The 317-nt window shown below is 68.1% G+C and carries 1 protein-coding gene; it reads left to right on the top strand.

Annotation, left to right across the window (positions count from 1 at the left end):
* On the top strand, window positions 1-317 hold a 317-nt coding region (locus HA630_RS27060; RefSeq protein WP_166832197.1), incomplete at both ends, for an aminotransferase class I/II-fold pyridoxal phosphate-dependent enzyme.

The following is a 317-nucleotide window of genomic DNA, read 5'->3' as shown; positions in this document are numbered from 1 at the left end:
CACGCCCTGGCCGCCTACATGGCCGACCCGGCGCCCTACCTGCAACTGCCAGGGTTCTACCAAGCCAAGCGCGACCGGTTCCGCGCCGGGCTGGCCGGCACCCGCTTTCGGCTGCTGCCGTGCGAGGGAACCTACTTCCAGTGCGTGGATTACAGCCAGCTGGTCGTGCCCGAACGCGACCTGCCCGAGGCCGATTTCTGCCAGTGGCTGACGCGCGAGGTAGGGGTGGCGGCCATCCCGCTGTCGGCGTTTTACGGCAACGGCTTCGACCAGCGCGTGGTGCGCTTTTGCTTTGCCAAGCAGGACGCCACCCTGCA

This window comes from Aquabacterium sp. A08, from assembly GCF_011742065.1.
The sequence above is the reverse complement of the archived record's forward strand: the minus strand, read 5'-3'. Positions and strand labels throughout refer to the sequence as shown.